The following is a 14,303-nucleotide window of genomic DNA, read 5'->3' on the forward strand; positions in this document are numbered from 1 at the left end:
TCGCGTCGTGTCGGTGAGTCACGACAGCAGGCGGCGCGCCCGTTCCAGTTCCGGCCAGGGACCGGCACCGGCGAATCGCCGCACGGCCTCGGCCAGCTCCGACCGGCTGCCCTCGCCGAGGAGATCGAAAGAGTCGATCAGGCAACGCAATTCGAACAGCGACGCGCCCTGGTGACGGGCGCACTGGATCGCGTCGGCGAGCGCGGCGCGGCGTTCCGCCGGTTCGGCGAGGGTGTGCGCGCGCACGCGCAGTACCTCGGCGTCGTAGAAGCGCATGCCTGTTTCCTGCGAGTGGCGCAACGACATGTCCAGCCGCTCACGCGCCTTCTCCGGCTGCCCGGCGGCCACCAGGAGGCGCCCGATGACCGCGTCGTGATACGTGAGGTAGCTGTTCAGGCTCATCAGCCGCGACCCGTCCACCCGCTGCGCCAGCTTCTCGGCCTGGCCAGTCAGCGCGCCGGCGTCGGACTCCATGGCACCCTTGGCCAGGGCGTCGAGCGCCTTGACGGTGGCGTGCTGGGTCCTGCCCACCCATTGCCACAGGTCGAGCCCCGACCGCTCGCTCAGCTCACGGAGGCTCGAGACGAGCTCGGCCGCCCGCTCGAGCTGCCCCGACTCCAGATGGACCCAGATCTGCATGTAGAGCGTGTGCGCGCGGTTGTGGGCGTTGCGGGGGAAGCCCAGCTCGTCGCAGCGGCGCAGGGCCTCGCCGAACTCGGCGTCGGCATGGTCGAGGTCCCCGCGGACCATGTGCGTCAGCGCCAGGAAGGTATGCGCGTTCGCGACCGGGTCGACGGCCACCCAAAAGGCCGTCTCCAGCACCCGCGGGTCCGCGGCGGAAATGTCGGCCAGAGCGGCCAGCAAATGCTTCCGCGCGGTGGTGAAGTCGCCCTGCAGCCAGGTGACAGACCCCAGCGTGGACGCGGTTGCCAGCTTATTCCACGGCGGATTGTCAGTCGTCCGCGCGGACAGCGAGTCCAACAGCTCGTGCGCACGGCGCAGCTCGGCGCGCGGCATGTAGTAACTGACCAGCGCCCACAGGGCGCTGAACAGCTCGTCCTGATAGTTGCCGTCACTGGCCAGGGCCAGGCAGCGCTGGAAGTCGGCGGGCCCCTCGCCGCTCTGGCTGCCCTGCACGGTGCCCGACACAAACCCGCGTTCCAGGCGCAGGGCGATCTCCGTGCGGTCCCGTGCGGGGCCCGCGGCGCAGTGCGCCTGCTGCTCGAGCGCCGCCGTGAGGCAGGCGAGCGCCTCGTGGGCCGCGCCGCGACGCCGGGCGTTGACCGTGGCCTTCCGATAGGCGTCGACGGCGTCGGCGTACTCGTGCGCTTCCGCGAAGTGCGCGGCGACCGCCCGCCAGTCCGGTTCGGCGGCGGTCGCGGTGTCGGCCAACGCGCGGGCGGCCCGGCCGTGCAGGTAGCGCCGCAGCGACGGCGGGGCCAATTCGGTCGCCACTTGCCGGAGTAGCTCGTGGCGGAACCGCCAGCCGTCGGTGTCGCGCCGCTCGAACACACGCGCGCGCACCAGCTCGGCAACGACGTCGTCGACGTCGGCGGTACGGCCCCCGGTAACCGCCCGAAGCAGCTGCAGGTCACCGGCGCGCCCGATCACGGCGGCCGCCTCGACCACCGGCACCACGTCGGGGCGCGCGTGCAGCCGCGCGAACAGCGGCGCGTACAGCGCCTCCGGCACGTCCGGTTCGTCGTCGGCCGCGCGCATGCCCGCCACGACGTGCTCGATGTAGAGGGGAATCCCGTCGCACCGGTCCCGCACCTGGCCGCGGCGCGCGTGCGACAGCGTCGGGTCCAGCGCCGTGATCAAGGCATCCGATTCCGCGTCGGTCAGCGGTTGCAGCTCCAACACCTCTGCCGCCCAACCTGTTTGGACCCAGTCGCCCTCACGCCCGGTCATCAGCACCAGCACCCGCCCGTCCGCGCCCGCGATCAGCGCGCCGAGCAGTTCCACGGTGGACGGGTCGAACCAGTGGACGTCCTCGGCGACCACCAGGCCGGGTTGGTGTCGCAAGCATGCCATCACGTACTGGTGCACCGTCTGGCCGATCAATTGGTAAAGGGTGCGGCCCTCGACCGCGACCGGGCGATAACCGTGCTCGGGTGCGATGCCCAGCACCGGCGCCAGCAGTGGCACCGTGCGAGCCGGATCCATTGAGTGCGAGCTCAATTCGCACTCCAGCAGGCGCAACCGCTCGGCGCCTTCGGTCACCCGGGTGATCTTGCAGCGCCGTTCCATCAGCCTGCGCACCGGGTGCAGCCCGGTGTCGGTGTGCAGCGGTGAGCCCCTCAGTTCGACGACGGCGCCGCCGGAGTCCCCGACGATCCGGGCGATCTCGGTCGCCAGCCGCGTCTTGCCGATTCCCGGCTCGCCGCGCAGCACCATGCCCGGGGTGCTCAGCGTTCCCGCGCGGGCCAGGTCCCAGGCGTGCTGCAGCCGGCCGCGCTCGGCGTCGCGCCCGATCAGCGGCGGTGACCCGGGAGGCGGCGCCTCGGATCGCTCGCCCAGAATCAGATGCGGCGTGATGGGCGCGTCGACGCCCTTGACCGCGACGGCCGGCCGGGTCTGCAGCTCGAACGCGTCGCGCACCAGCGGGGCGACCGCCTCCGAGACCACCACTGTGCCGGGCTCGGCCACACTGCACAGGCGCGCGGCAAGGTTGGCGGCGAAGCCGTAGACGTCGTCCTGCTCGGTGTCGAGGTACACCAGCCCACGGTGAACGCCGACCCGCACGTCGATGGCCACACCGAAGGTGCGTTGGGCCCGCTCGCTGAGCTGCGCAACCGCGCGGGTGATCTCGAGGCCGGCTGCGACGGCGCGGCGGACGTCGTGCTCGTGCGCAGTGGGATGGCCGAACACGACCAGCAGCCCGTCGCCCTTGATGGAACCGATGTGGCCTCCGTAGCGATCGACGGCCCGGTGCACCTCGGCGCGGTATCGCCCGACGAGGGTGTGGTAGGGCTCGGGTTCCAATCGGGTGGACAGCGCCGTGGATTCGACCAGATCGACGAACATGATGGTCAGGCGGCGAATCTCACCGTGATGAGCCGGCGCGGCGAGGAGGTCCTCCGCCTCGGGGTTGCCCCGGTCGACCGCAAGAACCCGCCCGGCCAGCGAGGTGGCGGTCTCGCGGTCGCCCTCGTTGAGGGCGCGCACCGCGCGATCGAGCAAGTCGTCGATCGATTCGCTGTTGCCGGGGCTCAACCTGCTCCTCCTGCCCGGGATTGGGCGTCAGACTACTCGCCGGCCCGGTTCAGCGCATGTGAAAATGACCGTTCCGCAACTCTGGTCACACCCGGATGCAGAACTGGGCGACCGCCGGCTCGCCCGGGCGGGCGCTGCGGTATCCGCCGCGGCGCAGCGCGTCCGTCGGCGCCGCCATCGGCTCGAAGCACACCACCTGCTTCTCCGGCTCGTCGCCGGCCGGCGCGAAGATCTGGGTCGCCGAGAACCCCCGCTCGAAATGCACCTCGACGCGACGATCGCCGCCGGACACCGCGAACACCGCGCCCTCGCCGACCTGGTCGTAGGCGTCGTCAAAGGCGTTGTTGCCCAACGCCTCCCGTCGCGCGGGCTCCGGTTCGGCCGCGCCGGTGGGCAGCCCCCGCTCGTCCAGGGCCAGGTGCCGCAGCGGCGGGGTCTCGATCACCCACTCGGCGCGCGGCACGTCCGGCAGGCACAGGTAGGGGTGGAAGCCGAAGCACAGCGGGACCGCCAGGTCGCCGGTCGCGGTGACCGTGGCGCGCACGGTCAGCGCGCGGTCGGCCAGCCGCACCGCGACCGTCAGCACGTGCGGGTACGGGAAGGCGGCCAGCAACTCGGGGTCGGCGCCGAAGTCCACCTCGGCGGTCAGCTCGTTTGCGGTCTGCGCCGTGACCCGCCATCCGGGATAGGCGGCCAGCGTGCCGTGGATCGGCAGCCCGTTGGGGTCGGGCCGGACCCCGTGCTCGCCCGGCGTCAGCGTCACCGTCACGCCCTCGGCCGTGTAGCGGGCGTCCCCGAGCCGGTTGGCCCACGGGTACAGGATCGGGATCCCCATCGTCTTGCCGGCTTGGATGTACGCGTCCAGCCCGCGCCGCTGGCCCAGCAACTCCGCGCCGTCGTCGGTCAGGGAGGTGCCGATCATGCCGGCGTCCGGCACGAACGTCGCGGCCACCGGCGCGGACGGGTCGGTCAGGGTGATCGGGCGCATGCCTACCTCCACAGGGGGTCGTGCTGGATGCGTTCGGGCGGTGCCCCTTTGGCGATCAGGGCGGTTTTGGTGGCGCGGACCATGTCGGGCCCGCCGCAGATCAGGATCTGCCGGTCGCCCCAGCCGCCGTACTTGGTCACCACGTCGGGCAGGCGGCCGGTCTGGTGCACGTGCAGCCCGCGCGGCGGGGTGGGGTCGGGATAGTCGGCGGCCCACGCCGGGTCGCGGCGGTACTCCGAGACCGGCGTGACCGACAGCCACGGGTTGTGCTGCGCGACCTGCCACAGGACGGGCAGGTCGTAGAGCTCGCAGCGGTAGCGCGCGCCGAAGAAGAGGTGTACCCGCGGGTTCACCGCGTAGCGGGACAGGTCCATGATCAGCGCACGCAGCGGTGCCAGCCCGGTGCTGCCGGCGACCATCAGCACGTCCCCGCCGTCGCGGTCGACCCGCAGACCGCCGTGCGGACTGGACAGCCGCCACCGGTCGCCGGCCCGCGTTTCGTCGACGACCGCGGTGCTGACCAGGCCGCCCGGGACCTGGCGGACGTGGAACTCGATCCCGCCGTCCGGGTCCGCCGGGATCGCGGGCGAGAGGTAACGCCAACGCCGCGGGCACTGCGGAACGTGCACGTTGACGTACTGGCCGGGGTAGTAGTGCATCGGGCGGTCGAGTCGCAGCCGAACGACGGCCAGGTCGCGCGAGACCCGCTGGTGCTCGATGACGGTGCCGTCCCACCAGGCGGGTCCTTCGTCGGCGTCGGCGGCCCCGCGCATCACCCCGATGATCAGGTTGAGCGACTGGGTGGCGGCCGCGTCCACGGCCTCGGTCCAGGCTTGGCCGAGGTGATTCCGCAGCGTGGCGTGCAGCGCGCGCCGCAACGAGTCGTAATGGCCCGGCAGCACGCCGAATTTGCGGTGATCCCGGCCCAGCTGGGCCAGGAAGGCCACCGGCTCGGCGGCGCGCTGCGCGACCAGCTCGCCGTAAACCCAGTGCAACGCGTGCGCGAAGGCGGCCCGCTGCGCATCCATCTCCGGTGGGAACAGGTCGCGCACCGAGGCGTCGAGGGCGAACCAGTGGGTATAGAAGTGGCGGACCAGCTCGTCCTCGAAGGCGTCGCGCAAAACCCGCAACGCATCCCGGTCCTCGAGGCTCACGGGCGCCGATTCTAGGCGGGATGGCGACTTAAGCCTCTATCCCGAGGTGCGCAAAATCCACTAGAGTTGAGCGGAACAGACTCAACCTTGACGGCGTTGAACAACGCGACAAGCATTTTCTCTACGTGACCGAACGGAGGTGGCCTGGATTGGCCAGCGACTCTTTCAACCCGACCACCAAGACGCAGGCGGCCCTGACGTCGGCGCTGCAGGCGGCCTCGGCCGCGGGCAACCCCGAGATCAGGCCCGCCCACCTGCTGTTGGCGCTGCTGACGCAGAACGACGGGATCGCCGCGCCGCTGCTGGAGGCCGTCGGTGTCGAGCCCGCCACCATCCGCGCCGAAGCACAGCGGATTCTCGACCAACTGCCCCAGGCCAGCGGCGCCAGCTCGCAACCGCAGCTGTCGCGTGAATCGCTGGCGGCCATCACCGCCGCCCAGCAGCTGGCCACCGAGATGGACGACGAGTTCGTCTCGACCGAGCACCTCATGGTCGGGCTGGCCACGGGCGACTCCGACGTCGCCAAGCTGTTGACCGGCCACGGCGCGTCCCCGCAGGCGCTGCGGGACGCGTTCGTCAAGGTCCGCGGCAGCGCGCGGGTCACCAGCGCCGACCCGGAGGCCACCTACCAGGCGCTGGAGAAGTACTCCACCGACCTGACCGGCCGGGCCCGCGAGGGCAAGCTCGACCCGGTCATCGGCCGCGACAACGAGATTCGCCGCGTCGTGCAGGTGCTGTCGCGTCGCACCAAGAACAACCCGGTGCTCATCGGCGAGCCCGGCGTCGGCAAGACCGCGATCGTGGAGGGCCTGGCCCAGCGCATCGTCGCCGGCGACGTGCCCGAGAGCCTGCGCGACAAGACCGTCATCAGCTTGGACATGGGCTCGATGGTGGCGGGCGCGAAGTACCGCGGCGAGTTCGAGGAGCGGCTCAAGGCCGTCCTGGACGACATCAAGAACTCCGCCGGGCAGATCATCACCTTCATCGACGAGCTGCACACCATCGTCGGCGCCGGGGCGACCGGCGAGGGCGCGATGGACGCCGGCAACATGATCAAGCCGATGCTGGCCCGCGGCGAGTTGCGGCTGGTGGGCGCCACCACGCTCGACGAGTATCGCAAGTACATCGAGAAGGACGCCGCCCTGGAGCGGCGGTTCCAGCAGGTGTTCGTCGGCGAGCCGTCGGTGGAGGACACCGTCGGCATCCTGCGCGGCCTCAAGGACCGCTACGAGGTGCACCACGGCGTGCGGATCACCGACTCCGCGCTGGTCGCCGCGGCCACCCTGTCCGACCGCTACATCACCGCCCGGTTCCTGCCGGACAAGGCCATCGACCTGGTCGACGAGGCCGCCAGCCGGCTGAAGATGGAGATCGACTCCCGGCCCGTCGAGATCGACGAGGTCGAACGCCTGGTGCGCCGCCTGGAGATCGAGGAGATGGCGCTCGAGAAGGAGGAGGACGAGGCCTCCAAGGAGCGGCTGGACAAGCTGCGCGCCGAGTTGGCCGACCAGAAGGAGAAGCTGGCCGAGCTGACCACCCGGTGGCAGAACGAGAAGAGCGCGATCGACATCGTCCGCGAGCTCAAGGAACAGCTGGAGGCGTTGCGCGGGGAGTCCGAGCGCGCCGAGCGCGACGGCGACCTGGCCAAGGCCGCCGAGCTGCGGTACGGGCGCATCCCCGAGGTGGAGAAGAAGCTCGACGCCGCGCTGCCGCAGGCCGAGGCCCGCGAGAACGTGATGCTCAAGGAGGAGGTCGGGCCCGACGACATCGCCGACGTGGTGTCGGCGTGGACGGGCATCCCTGCCGGCCGGCTGCTGGAGGGGGAGACCGCCAAGCTGCTGCGGATGGAAGACGAGCTGGGCAAGCGCGTCGTCGGGCAGCGCAAGGCCGTGCAGGCCGTGTCCGACGCGGTGCGGCGTTCCCGCGCCGGGGTCGCCGACCCCAACCGGCCCACCGGTTCGTTCATGTTCCTGGGCCCGACCGGCGTCGGTAAGACCGAGCTGGCCAAGGCGCTGGCCGACTTCCTGTTCGACGACGACCGGGCCATGGTCCGCATCGACATGAGCGAGTACGGCGAGAAGCACTCGGTGGCCCGCCTGGTCGGCGCGCCCCCCGGCTACATCGGCTACGACCAGGGCGGTCAGCTGACCGAGGCGGTCCGCCGCCGGCCCTACACGGTGGTGCTGTTCGACGAGGTCGAAAAGGCGCACCCGGACGTGTTCGACGTGCTGCTGCAGGTGCTCGACGAGGGCCGGCTGACCGACGGGCAGGGCCGCACGGTCGACTTCCGCAACACGATCCTCATCCTGACGTCCAACCTCGGGTCGGGCGGCAGCGAGGAGCAGGTCATGGCGGCGGTGCGCGCGGCGTTCAAGCCGGAGTTCATCAACCGCCTCGACGACGTGCTGATCTTCGAGGGGCTCAATCCCGAGGAGCTGGTGCAGATCGTCGACATCCAGCTCGAGCAGCTGGGCAAGCGGCTGGCGCAGCGGCGGCTGCAGCTGGAGGTGTCGCTGCCGGCCAAGCGCTGGCTGGCGCAGCGCGGCTTCGATCCGGTCTACGGCGCCCGGCCGTTGCGCCGGCTCGTCCAGCAGGCCATCGGCGACCAGCTCGCCAAGATGCTGCTGGCCGGCGACGTGCACGACGGCGACGTGGTGCCCGTCAACGTCAGCCCCGACGGCGACTCGCTGGTCCTGGGCTGAGTCAGCTCGGCGACCAGACGCAAAAGCCCCCATTTCCCCCCGAAATTGGGGGCTTTTGCGTCTGCTGGCGGCGGCTTCGCCGCGCTCGCGATCGCCACACCTGTGACGCGGTTGTGACCTGGTCGAATTCTGTGTTCCGGCCCAACAGCAGATACCCTGTGTGGGATGGTCCCCCTTTGGTTCACGCTCTCCGCACTGTGCTTTGTCGGTGCGGGCGTGCTGCTGTACGTCGACCTCGATCGACGCCGCGGCCGGAGCAGGCGCCGCAGGTCGTGGGCGCGCTCGCACGGATTCGACTACGAGCGTGAATCATCCGACATCCTCAAGCGCTGGAAGCGCGGCGTGATCTCCACGGTGGGCGACGTGCCCGCCCACAACGTCGTCCTGGGCCAGATCCGTGGCGAGGCGGTGTACATCTTCGACCTCGAGGAGGTCGCCACCGTGATCGCGCTGCACCGCAAGGTGGGCACCAACGTCGTGGTGGACCTGCGGCTCAAAGGGCTCAAAGAGCCACGCGAGAGCGACATTTGGCTGCTGGGCGCGATCGGGCCCCGGATGGTGTACTCCACCAACCTGGACGCCGCCCGGCGGGCGTGCGACCGCCGGATGGTCACTTTCGCCCACACCGCGCCCGACTGCGCCGAGATCATGTGGAACGAGCAGAACTGGACGCTGGTCGCGATGCCGATCGCCAGCACGCGCGCCCAGTGGGACGAGGGCCTGCGCACCGTCCGGCAGTTCAACGACCTGCTGCGGGTGTTGCCGCCGGTGCCCCAGGAGACCCCTGCCGAGACGGGATCGCCTGCGGGACTTCGCAATGCCGCGCCGAGTCGTCCCCTTGCGCCCGCCGCTCGCGCCGAGCTGCCTTCCCGGCGGGCCCAGCAGGACGTGTCGGGGCTGCTCGGTGACGCGGCCCGCCGCGCCCCCGAGCCGGTGCGCCGGGAGCAGGGCCGCACCGACGCCCTGCGCCGCCCGCCGCCCACCGGCCGCAACGGCAATCAGGCCTCCAACTACCAGCGCTGATAGCGCGGGGTGGGTCCGGGGGCGGTTAGCGCCCCGTCATTACACTGTCGCTCATGCCTCGCCCCGTAGCCCTGATCACCGGGCCTACGTCCGGGATCGGCGCCGGTTACGCGCGACGCTACGCGAGCGACGGCTACGACCTGGTCCTGGTGGCCCGCGACGTCGACCGGCTGACGCGATTGGCGGCGGAGCTCGAGGGCGCGGCCGGGAGCGTCGAGGTTCTGCCCGCCGACCTGGCCGACCCCGCCGGCCGGAGCAAGGTCTGCGATCGCCTCGCCGCAGGAGTCCGGGTGTTGGTGAACAACGCCGGCTTCGGCACGTCCGGTGACTTCTGGGCCACCGACCCCGCGCTGCTGCAGGCCCAACTCGACGTCAACGTCACCGCGGTGATGCACCTCACCCGCGCCGCGCTGCCGGCGATGCTCGACGCCGGCGCGGGCACCGTCATCAACATCGCCAGCGTTGCCGGGCTGGTGCCGGGGCGCGGGTCGACGTATTCGGCGTCCAAGGCGTGGGTGATCTCGTTCAGCGAGGGCCTGGCCGTCGGCCTGCAGGGCACGGGCGTCGGCGTGCACGCCGTGTGCCCGGGGTACGTGCACACCGAGTTCCACGCCAGGGCGGGCATCGAGATGGCCAAGCTGCCGTCGTTCCTGTGGCTCGAGGTCGACGACGTCGTCACCAAGAGCCTGGCCGACATCGCCGCCGGCAAGGTGATCAGCGTTCCGGGCCTGCAGTACAAGGCGATCGTCACCGCCGGGCGGCTGATCCCGCGGGGCCTGGCGCGGGCCGCGACCCGACGGGTAGGGGGCGGTCGTGGGCGAACCTGACCCGCGCGCCGAGCTCGCCGAGCTGGTGCGACGGCTGTCGGTGGTGCACGGCCGGGTGACATTGTCGTCGGGCAAGGAGGCCGACTACTACGTCGACCTGCGCCGGGCCACGCTGCACCACCGCGCCTCCGCGCTGATCGGTGAGCTGATGCGCGACCTCACCGCCGACTGGGACTACGCGGCCGTCGGCGGCCTGACCCTGGGCGCCGACCCCGTCGCGACGGCCATCATGCACGCGCCCGGGCGCCCGATCGACGCGTTCGTCGTGCGTAAGTCCGCCAAAACCCATGGGCTGCAACGCCTTATCGAGGGCTCCGACGTCGCCGGCAAGCGGGTTCTGGTGGTGGAGGACACCAGCACCACGGGGAACTCGGCGCTGACGGCGGTGCGCGCGGTTCAGGACGCGGGCGGCGAGGTGGTCGGGGTGGCCACCGTGGTGGACCGCGCCACCGGCGCGGCCGAAGCCATTGAGGCCGAGGGCTTTTCGTACCGCAGCCTGCTGGGCCTGGCCGATCTGGGGCTGGCTTAGGCCGCGGGCGGTATGCGCAGTCTCATCGCGTTGCTCGCCATCGCCGCCTGCGTCGTGGGCTGTTCGGGCTCCAACCATCCCGTCCGGCCCTACGGCGCGCAGGGTGCCAGGCTCGGCGAATCGCTGGCGCTGCTGGGCTGGAACATGTCGGTGTCGAACCTGCGCTGGGGCGGCGATTACGTGCTGATCGATGTGGACGCCTCGCCCGCGGATCCGAAAGCGCCGCACGCCAAACCCGAGGACATTCGCTTCGGCCTCTACGGCGCGCTGGCGCACCCGCTGGAGTCGAACGGCCTGGGCAGCTGCGACCAGGCCGTGGCCGGCGTGCACGATATCCAGCACGCGCTTGCTGCGCCTCCCGACCGGCTCGTGGGCACGGTTTGCCTTGGGCCGCTCAAGGATCGGAGCCAGGTGCGCGGGGTGTACGGCTACTCGCCGCGCGACCGGATCCCGAACACCTCGTCGGCCTACCCGGTCGCGTTCCCGGTCGGGCTGCCGCCCACCAATTCCAACGACACCGGCCTGGTGGTCAAGACCGTCAGCCTGACGGCCTGGCGCGCCGACGGCGCCCCGGTGACGAAGGCCCAGCTCGGCGACCCGGCCGCGTTCAACGGCAACGGCTACATGTTGCTGGGCCTGCAGGCCGACGCCCTCGCGGAGCGGTATCGCGACGACTCGGCCAGGCGCGGCGGCCCGATGATGCTGCTCGCGTCGCCCACCCTGCCCGCCCCGGGCCTGAACCCGGCGTGCGCGGCATACGGGTCGTCGGTGCTGATCCTGCCCGACGCCTCGCTGGATTCGGTGCACGTCAACGCGTCGCTGTGCACCCAGGGCGAGATCAACCAGGCGCTGCTCTACGCGACGGTGGCGATCGACGGCACCCACGCCGGGGTGTGGACGCAGCGATGAGCGAACCCGGGCCCACCGAATGGGGAACGACGGCCGGCGTCGGGCCCTGGCCCGGCGATCTGCCCGATGATCCGCGCTATGACCCGAACCTGCTGCGCGACGGCGATACTCGCAACGTCGTCGACGCCTACCGGTACTGGACGCGGGAGGCGATCATCGCCGACATCGACCGGCGGCGCCAGGCCCTGCACGTGGCGATCGAGAACTTCGGCTACGACGCCAACATCGGGTCGGTGGTGCGCACCGCCAACGCCTTCGCGGTGCACACCGTGCACATCGTGGGGAGGCGGCGGTGGAATCGCCGCGGCGCCATGGTGACCGACCGCTATCAGCGGCTGTGCCATCACGACAGCGTCGCCGACATGCTGGACTTCGCCGCGGGCGCGGGCCTGACGGTGGTGGCCGTGGACAACGTGCCGGGCGCGGCCCGGCTGGAGGAGGCGGCGCTGCCGCGGGAGTGCCTGCTGGTGTTCGGCCAGGAGGGCCCGGGCATCACCGACGACGTGCGGGCCGGCGCGGCGCTGACGGTGTCGATCGCCCAGTTCGGCTCGACGCGCAGCATCAACGCGGGTGTGGCCGCGGGGATCGCGATGCACGCCTGGATCCGCCAGCACGCGGACCTCTCGCGCGCCTGGTGAGTGGGAATGCGTGACCTCGAGTGTGAATCAGCGGCCTTCAGTGTGAGCCTATGGCTTTCGGTGTGAAGTGAGGGCGGGATTTCGGCGTTTTTCCCGCCCAGGATGCACACGGAAAGCCCAGGATGCACACGGAAAGCCCTGAGTTCACACTCAACTCCACAGCGTCACATGCACTTTGGGCCGAAATCGGGTCACGCCGACGCCCGAGCCGCGGATCATCGCCTGCGTGCATCGCGGGGTGGTGATGAAGCGGACCAGCTCGGACACGGCGGGCTGGCGGACCGAGGGCGCCAGCGTCGCCGCGCACCACTCGCCGGAGCGGTCCAGGCCGGGGCCGGACACGTGGGTCAGCCGCCCGGCCGCGAGGTCCTTCGCGACGGCGAAACCGATCGTCAGGCTGACGCCGCCGACCCGCTGCACCTCCTCGAGCGCGGCGGCGTCGCTCTGGAAGATGCGCTGCTGTGACTCCGGAACTGCCAAGCCGCGCAACATGTTTGCGATCTCTCCGTCGACGCCTCCGGCCGACGGGCCGAGCATCCACTGCTGCTGGCGCAGCAGTGCCGCCGTCGGAATGCCAACCGCGACTGGGCTGTTGGGCGCCGCGACGGCGATGATCTGGTATTTCAGGAACGGCCGCACGAAGATCGTGTCGTCGGGACCGATCGAGCTCGCCGGGCCGATCGCGATGTCGACGGCGCGCGAGCAGATCAGGTCACGGAACCGGCTCGTCGGATGCACGCTCAGCTCCACCGACAGGTCGTCGGCCCGCGACGAGAACAGCTCGATCAGCCCGGGCGCGGCGTGTTCGGCGAAAGCGGTGGACGCCGCGATCCGCAGCAGCCGGCGCCCGTGCGCGGCCTCGGTGACCTCGATCGCGGTTTGTTGCTGCAATCCCAGGATCTCGACCGCGCGGCTGGCCAGGCGCAGCCCCCCGGGCGTGAACGCCAGCCCCGCACCCGTCCGGGTGAACAGCGGGTCGTCGAGCTCCTTGCGCAGGGCCGCCACCAGCATCGAGATGCCGGCGTCGGAAACACCGAGCTCCGCGGCGGCGGCCCGCACCGAGCCCAAACGGACCACCGCCGAATAGGCCCGAAGTTGAGCCGGAGTCACGTCACGAGCCTACTTCTGGCTTACTTTGAAGGGGTGCGCGACGTGCTTGCCGAGCTGACGGCGATCTGGCGTGCCGGCGGCACCGCCGGGCTCGGGACGGTGGTGCGGACCTTCCGGTCCGCGCCGCGGCCGCCGGGGGCCTCGATGGTGGTGGCGCCCGACGGGTCGGTGGCCGGCTCGGTGTCGGGCGGCTGCGTGGAGGGCGCGGTGTACGACGCCGCGACCGAGGTGGCCAAAACGGGCACGCCGCGGCTGGAGCGCTACGGGGTCAGCGACGGCGACGCGTTCGCCGTCGGGCTGACGTGCGGCGGGATCATCGACGTCTTCGTCGAGCCGATGTCGCGCACCACGTTCCCCGAGCTCGCCGCGGTCGCCGACGACATCGGGGAGAACCGTCCCGTCGCGGTCGCGACCGTCATCGCCCACCCGGACGCGCGGTGGCTGGGGCGGCGGGTCGTGGTCCGGCCGGACGCGCTGGACGGTTCGCTGGGCTCGGCGCGCGCCGACGCCGCGGTCGCCGACGACGCGCGCGGCCTGCTTGCGGTCGGCCGCAGCGACGTCCTCAAGTACGGGCCCGACGGACAGCGGCTGGGCGACGGCATGGAGGTCTTCGTGTCCAGCTACGCGCCGCGCCCGCGGATGCTGGTCTTCGGCGCCATCGACTTCGCCGCCGCGCTGGCGCAGCAGGGGTCGTTTCTCGGCTACCGGGTCACGGTCTGCGACGCCCGCGAGGTGTTCGCCACGCCGGTGCGCTTCCCGACGGCAGACCACGTCGTCGTCGACTGGCCGCACCGCTACCTCGCCGCCCAGGCGCAGGCGGGCGCCGTCGACGAGAACACCGTGATCTGCGTGCTCACCCACGACCCCAAGTTCGACGTGCCGGTGCTGGAGGTGGCGCTGCGGCTGGACGTCGGCTACGTGGGCGCGATGGGATCGCGGCGCACGCACGACGACCGGATGGACCGGCTGCGGGCCGCCGGGCTGACCGATGCCGAGCTGGGCCGGCTGTCCAGCCCCATCGGGCTGGACCTCGGCGCCCGCACGCCCGAGGAGACCGCGGTGTCGATCGCGGCCGACATCATCGCCAAGCGCTGGGGCGGCGGGGGTCGTCCGTTGACCGAGACCGCCGGGCGCATCCATCACGACGCGCAGGTCGAAGCCAGTTCAGTGATTACTTAACTCGCTATTGACGGCCATGTCAGCGCGG

At 71.3% G+C, this 14,303-nt stretch carries 11 protein-coding genes; 7 read left to right on the forward strand and 4 right to left on the reverse strand.

What is annotated here, in order from left to right:
- Positions 1-18: 18 nt before the first annotated feature.
- The 3 genes from A5705_RS07335 to A5705_RS07345 form a co-directional block, all read right to left on the reverse strand.
- A complete protein-coding gene (locus tag A5705_RS07335; RefSeq protein ID WP_068276535.1) occupies positions 19-3,216 on the reverse strand; it encodes an adenylate/guanylate cyclase domain-containing protein in 3,198 nt (1,065 codons plus the stop codon).
- A gap of 85 nt (positions 3,217-3,301) precedes the next feature.
- The gene (locus tag A5705_RS07340; protein ID WP_068276538.1) at positions 3,302-4,204 is read right to left on the reverse strand and encodes an aldose 1-epimerase; all 903 of its coding nucleotides are present in this window, start codon (positions 4,202-4,204) and stop codon (positions 3,302-3,304) included.
- 2 nt (positions 4,205-4,206) lie between these two features.
- Positions 4,207-5,358, reverse strand: coding sequence for an FAD-binding oxidoreductase (locus tag A5705_RS07345; RefSeq protein WP_067871524.1), 1,152 nt, complete (start codon positions 5,356-5,358; stop codon positions 4,207-4,209).
- A gap of 149 nt (positions 5,359-5,507) precedes the next feature.
- Between A5705_RS07345 and clpB the strand changes: the two genes are divergently transcribed.
- The 6 genes from clpB (at position 5,508) to A5705_RS07375 (ending at position 11,986) form a co-directional block, all read left to right on the forward strand.
- Entirely contained in the window at positions 5,508-8,060 is a 2,553-nt protein-coding gene (clpB, locus tag A5705_RS07350) for an ATP-dependent chaperone ClpB (protein ID WP_068276541.1), read from the forward strand.
- Positions 8,061-8,225: 165 nt separating this feature from the next.
- Positions 8,226-9,083 (forward strand): trehalose monomycolate transport factor TtfA, encoded by an 858-nt coding sequence (gene ttfA / locus A5705_RS07355; protein WP_067871529.1) that lies wholly within the window; start codon positions 8,226-8,228, stop codon positions 9,081-9,083.
- 53 nt (positions 9,084-9,136) lie between these two features.
- Complete coding sequence (locus tag A5705_RS07360) at positions 9,137-9,910, forward strand: SDR family oxidoreductase (protein WP_067871532.1); 774 nt, start codon at positions 9,137-9,139, stop codon at positions 9,908-9,910.
- On the forward strand, positions 9,897-10,439 hold the full coding sequence (gene pyrE / locus A5705_RS07365; RefSeq protein WP_067871534.1) for an orotate phosphoribosyltransferase: 543 nt from the start codon (positions 9,897-9,899) through the stop codon (positions 10,437-10,439). Before A5705_RS07360 ends, pyrE begins: the two co-directional genes overlap by 14 nt.
- Positions 10,440-10,451: 12 nt before the next feature.
- On the forward strand, positions 10,452-11,348 hold the full coding sequence (locus A5705_RS07370) for a hypothetical protein (RefSeq protein WP_068276543.1): 897 nt from the start codon (positions 10,452-10,454) through the stop codon (positions 11,346-11,348).
- Positions 11,345-11,986: an RNA methyltransferase gene (locus A5705_RS07375; protein ID WP_068276546.1), complete on the forward strand. Its 642-nt coding sequence runs from the start codon at positions 11,345-11,347 to the stop codon at positions 11,984-11,986. Before A5705_RS07370 ends, A5705_RS07375 begins: the two co-directional genes overlap by 4 nt.
- A gap of 150 nt (positions 11,987-12,136) precedes the next feature.
- Here A5705_RS07375 and A5705_RS07380 read toward each other — a convergent pair whose 3' ends face one another.
- A complete protein-coding gene (locus A5705_RS07380; protein ID WP_067871541.1) occupies positions 12,137-13,096 on the reverse strand; it encodes a LysR family transcriptional regulator in 960 nt (319 codons plus the stop codon).
- A gap of 33 nt (positions 13,097-13,129) precedes the next feature.
- On the opposite strand from A5705_RS07380, the gene A5705_RS07385 reads away from it, so the two are divergent.
- Positions 13,130-14,275, forward strand: a complete 1,146-nt coding sequence (locus A5705_RS07385; RefSeq protein ID WP_156763056.1) for an XdhC family protein — start codon at positions 13,130-13,132, stop codon at positions 14,273-14,275.
- The last annotated feature ends 28 nt before the right edge of the window (positions 14,276-14,303 follow it).

Origin of the sequence: Mycobacterium sp. E787 (assembly GCF_001668725.1) — a bacterium.
Taxonomy (GTDB): Bacteria; Actinomycetota; Actinomycetes; order Mycobacteriales; family Mycobacteriaceae; genus Mycobacterium.

Excerpts from the sequence above, each read along its gene's own strand:
- A5705_RS07340 (WP_068276538.1), bottom strand. The coding sequence starts at position 4,204 with ATGCGCCCGATCACCCTGACCGACCCGTCCGCGCCGGTGGCCGCGACG.
- ttfA (WP_067871529.1), top strand. The coding sequence starts at position 8,226 with ATGGTCCCCCTTTGGTTCACGCTCTCCGCACTGTGCTTTGTCGGTGCG.
- A5705_RS07360 (WP_067871532.1), top strand. The coding sequence starts at position 9,137 with ATGCCTCGCCCCGTAGCCCTGATCACCGGGCCTACGTCCGGGATCGGC.
- A5705_RS07370 (WP_068276543.1), top strand. The coding sequence starts at position 10,452 with ATGCGCAGTCTCATCGCGTTGCTCGCCATCGCCGCCTGCGTCGTGGGC.
- A5705_RS07375 (WP_068276546.1), top strand. The coding sequence starts at position 11,345 with ATGAGCGAACCCGGGCCCACCGAATGGGGAACGACGGCCGGCGTCGGG.